2 protein-coding genes are annotated in these 4,766 nt (G+C 65.4%); both read left to right on the top strand.

Going from position 1 to position 4,766, the window contains the following annotated elements; all coding sequences use genetic code 11:
• Window positions 1-210: 210 nt before the first annotated feature.
• Window positions 211-1,218 carry a LacI family DNA-binding transcriptional regulator gene (locus ACFV4R_RS20095; RefSeq protein WP_377204330.1) on the top strand — a complete coding sequence of 336 codons (1,008 nt, stop codon included), beginning with the start codon at window positions 211-213 and terminating at the stop codon, window positions 1,216-1,218.
• A 231-nt stretch (window positions 1,219-1,449) separates the two neighbouring features.
• Window positions 1,450-4,353, top strand: coding sequence for a glycoside hydrolase family 2 TIM barrel-domain containing protein (locus ACFV4R_RS20090; RefSeq protein WP_377204331.1), 2,904 nt, complete (start codon window positions 1,450-1,452; stop codon window positions 4,351-4,353).
• The last annotated feature ends 413 nt before the right edge of the window (window positions 4,354-4,766 follow it).

The following is a 4,766-nucleotide window of genomic DNA, read 5'->3' as shown; positions in this document are numbered from 1 at the left end:
AAACCCGGACCTTCTCACGCAAAACCCCAGGCCGACCAAAACGTCCCACAACACCACCAATCACCCAGGCGTTGCAACGACCCCCAGAACCCGCCCCGAAACCGCGCTCACTTATGGCGGGACCCACCCGACCCAGGGAAACCACCACAACCGAGCACGCGTCCCAGGGGTGGGGAAGGCTCCTATGCCAGCCGCATAGACTTACGGCCTATGAGTCCCCATTCCCCAGAGTCGCGACAGGGCCGCGCCACCATCCTCGATGTTGCCGCTGCGGCCGGCGTCTCGCGGCAGACGGTCACCCGGGCCATGAACGATATGACCGGCATCAGCCAGGCCACTCGGGAACGCGTGCAGCTGATCGCGGCAGAGTTGGGCTACACTCCAAGCCGGTTTGCCAAGGGGCTGGTCCAGGGCGCGCGAACATCAATAGGCCTGGCCATCCCCGACCTCACCAATCCGTACTTCCCTGCGTTTGCCTCCAGTGTTGTTGAGGCCGCCACGGAGCGGGGATGGAATGTGGTGGTGGATGACTATGGCCACGGCGCAGCCAACGCCCTGGACGCGGCAGCCCGGCTGGCACCCCAGGTGGACGCACTGATCGGCTACCTCGGGGACCACGCAGTCGCAGCCCAGGAGATGCTGGGCCGGCGGCCTGTCGTTGGGCTCGACGACCCCCAGGCGCAGGCTGCCGGCTCGATCTCCTTTGACTACGCCTACGCCGCCCGGCTGGGCCTGGAAAGGCTGGTGGCTCATGGTTGCAGGAATATCGCCTTCCTGGATTCGGGCCAGGGCGGGATCGCCGCAGGCAGGGGCTCCGCTGTGGCCGCCGCCGCCGCGGAAGGCGGAGTTCAACTGATAAGGTTTGCGGCCGAGCCCTCAGCTGCAGATGCGCGGCATGCCGTCAGTGCACTGCTGGCCGGAAGAACTGAACTCGACGGACTCCTGGTCTTCAACGACCTGATGGCGGCCGGCGCATTGAAGGCCTTACAAGCCGCTGGACGGAACGTGCCTCATGATGTGGCCGTCATCGGGATGGACGGGATACCGCTGGGGGAGCTGGTGTCCCCGGAGCTGACCACCCTGTCCCTGGACCTGCGCTCCGTGGGCCGGGCCGCCGTCGGCCTCCTTGAAGGCCTCCTGTCCGGAGCAGTTGAACCGCGCGGCAGTGCCTCTGCACTGCTCCTCCGGCACGAACTTGTGGTGCGCCAGTCGGCCTAAGCCAGGCTGATGTGCAACCTCACCCCTACCCATGAAGGGACCAAGAGGCTAATCTTTGTACATGCGTTCCGTGAACGTTCACGATGAATCTCAATGCCCCCCAGCCTTCAAGGAAGTCCCATGCCTGTCCAGTCCTCCGCAACGGTGACGAACGCTGTTGCAAGTGATGCCTCCGACGCTGTTCCGCGCAGTCTTGAACTCGGAGCCGGAGGCGTTCTCGAATTGTCTTCTATGGCTCCGGGACGGGGCACGCTCCCTCCCCGGGCCCACCTCGCCAGCGATGCGCCGCGGCTGTCCCTGAACGGCGACTGGCAGTTCCGCCTCAGCCCCGGCATCCGCAGCGCGCCCGCCGAAGGGTGGCAGCTGGGCCAGGATCTGGACGGTTTCGTAACCCTGCCGGTTCCGTCCAGTTGGCCCATGCACGGGCACGGCGCGCCGGCCTACACAAACATCCAGTTTCCGTTTGCCGTGGAACCCCCGCATGTGCCGGAGGCCAACCCCATTGGCGACCACCTCCTGACGTTCCACGCTGGCCCTGAGTTCTTCCCCAACGCACTGCTGCGTTTCGACGGCATCGACTCCGCCGGCACGGTGTGGCTCAACGGCGTCGAACTGGGCACCACCCGCGGCAGCCGCCTTGCCCACGAATTCGATGTCTCAGGAATCCTCACGGAAGGCAGCAACACCCTTGCCGTGCGGGTGGCACAGTTCTCGGCCGCCAGCTACGTGGAGGACCAGGACATGTGGTGGCTCCCGGGGATCTTCCGGGATGTCACACTTCAAGCCCGCCCCGCGGACGGCATCGATGATGTCTTCGTCCACGCGGACTACGACCCCCTCACGGGCGAAGGTGTCCTGCGTGTGGAGGCGAGCCGGGGAGGAGAGGCGATTGACGCCGTCGTACGCGTTCCCGAACTGGACGTGGAGCGTACGGCGGGCCAGGAGCATAGGTTCCCATCGGTGGCGCCCTGGTCTGCCGAAGTGCCCCGCCTGTATGCGGCCACAGTCAGCACCCCTGCCGAAACAGTGTCCCTACAGCTGGGCTTCCGCAGCATCACCATTGAGGACGCGCAGTTCAAGGTGAACGGGCGGCGGATCCTGCTCCGCGGGGTAAACCGCCACGAGCATCACCCCCGGCTGGGGCGCCTAGTTCCGCAGGAGGTGATGGAGGCGGAGCTCAAGCTCATGAAGCAGCACAACATCAACGCCATCCGCACATCCCACTATCCGCCGCATCCGGAATTCCTTGCCCTGGCTGACCGGCTCGGTTTCTACGTCGTGCTCGAGTGCGACCTGGAAACGCATGGGTTTGAGAGCGCCGGCTGGGCCCAGAACCCGAGCGACGATCCCCACTGGGAAGCCGCCCTGCTGGACCGGATGCGCCGGACGGTGGAGCGGGACAAGAACCATGCCGCCGTCGTGATGTGGTCGCTGGGCAACGAATCCGGGACAGGCCGGAACCTGGCCGCGATGTCCCGCTGGACCAAGGACCGCGACCCGTCACGCCCCATCCACTATGAGGGCGACTGGTCCTGCCCCTATGTTGACGTGTATTCCCGGATGTACGCCAACCAGGCTGAGACTGCATTGATTGGGCAGGGAACGGAGCCTCCACTCGACGATCCGCAGCTGGATGCCCGGCGCCGAGCCATGCCTTTCGTGCTCTGCGAATACGTTCACGCCATGGGCAACGGCCCGGGAGGAATGACCGAATACCAGGAGCTCTTTGAACGACACCCCAGGCTGATGGGCGGCTTCGTGTGGGAGTGGCTGGAACACGGAATCACCGTCCCTACGCCCGGCGGCGGCGAGCACTTCGCCTACGGCGGCGATTTCGGTGAGGAAATTCACGACGGCAACTTCGTCACCGACGGACTGGTGGACGCCAACCGCAAGCCCCGGCCCGGCCTCCTCGATTTCAAGCGCGTCGTGGCGCCGCTGCGCATACAGGTGGCGGAGGACTGGTCCGGCTTCACCGTCCACAACGGGCAGGATTTCGCGGACACGTCCGCGTTCAGCTTCCGGTACGCGGTGGAGGCCGACGGCGAAACGGTCGACGGCGGCACGGTGGAGGTTCCGCACGTGGCGCCGCAGTCCGGTGCCACGATTCCATTGCCCTCCAGCTTCCCGCACACGGATGGGCCGGCCGTCCTCACCGTCAGCGCCGTCCTCGCCGCCGCGACCTCCTGGGCCAGCGCCAGCCACGAGATCGCTTGGGGGCAGTCGGTGCGTGGAGTCTCACGTGGTGAGGAGCCCCGTGCTGCTGAACTAGTGGCGGCCGCTGACAATGAACTGCGGCTGGGGCCGGCGGTGTTCAGCAGGCTGACCGGGATGCCTACGCGGATCGGTGGCATTGGCGTCGAAAAGCTGGGGCTCTCGCTGTGGTGGCCCCCCACCGACAATGACCTGGGCAGGGAATGGGGCGGCGCCGACCCGCGACCCCTTGCCGCCCAGTGGCGGGATGCAGGGCTGGAGCGGCTCCATGCCCGCCTGCTTGGTATCAGCGCTGAACGGACTGCCGACGGCGGGGAGCAGCTCGTCACGCGGACCAAGGTGGGTGCCGCAGACAAGCAGTTCGGGGTGCTTGTTGACTACACGTGGACCAGTGACGGGGACTCACTGGCTCTCCGCACGCAGGTCCGGCCGCAGGGATCCTGGGTCAACGCCGGCTTTGATGTGGAGTGGGCCCGGATCGGCCTGGAACTCGTACTGGACAGCGAAACGTCTGCAGTGAGCTGGTTCGGGCAGGGGCCGCACCAGAGTTACCCGGACACGGGGCAAGGCACGCGCACCGGATGGTTCTCCATGCCCTTGGGTGACCTCGATGTGGAGTATGCGCGGCCCCAGGAATCCGGTGCACGCGCCGGCGTCCGCTCGGCAACCCTTGAGGTGGAGGGCGCCACGTTGGACATCACCGGCGAGCCCTTTGCCCTGACGGTGCGCCCCTACAGCCAGGCCGCACTCAACGAAGCAACGCACCGGCCTGATCTGGCAGCCGACGGGCGGACCTACATCTACATCGATAACGCCATGCGGGGTGTTGGTACCGGAGCCTGCGGTCCGGGCGTTCTTGAGCCGTACCGCCTGCCGCCACGGGATGCCGACTTCACCGTAGTGCTGCGGGTACGCCCGTAGGCCGCGGCAACATGTGAGCCACTGCATACAGGCTGATTCCGTCCGTTGGGGCTGCTTGTAGATGTTGATGGCCCCCAATTCCCGTGTGGTTGTGCGGGTTTTGGGGGCTGTTGGCCTTTCTGGGGGTGGATTTGCGGTGGGGTTGGTGGGCGTGTATTGTTTTCTGAGTCGCCGCCGCTGATGCGGAAAGATAGCGGCGATAACCCCCTTCTGAATGGCCTGAAAAATGGTTCGCACTGTGGTGTGTTCCTGGTGGGTGGGGCTGGTCCTTGTGTGCTTTGTTTCGCTGGTAAGCGGATTTGCGAAGTGCCGGGTGATCGGGTAAGTTTGGAAAGTTGCTCCGGAGCGATCCTGAACGGGTTTTTTGTTTGGGTGGTGCCGGGTGTGTCTGTTGTTTGAGAACTCAATAGTGT

It is taken from the genome of Pseudarthrobacter sp. NPDC059871 (genome assembly GCF_042731175.1).
In the GTDB taxonomy this organism is placed as follows: Bacteria; Actinomycetota; Actinomycetes; order Actinomycetales; family Micrococcaceae; genus Arthrobacter.
The sequence above is the reverse complement of the archived record's forward strand: the minus strand, read 5'-3'. Positions and strand labels throughout refer to the sequence as shown.

Excerpts from the sequence above, each read along its gene's own strand:
- ACFV4R_RS20095 (WP_377204330.1), top strand. The coding sequence starts at position 211 with ATGAGTCCCCATTCCCCAGAGTCGCGACAGGGCCGCGCCACCATCCTC.
- ACFV4R_RS20090 (WP_377204331.1), top strand. The coding sequence starts at position 1,450 with ATGGCTCCGGGACGGGGCACGCTCCCTCCCCGGGCCCACCTCGCCAGC.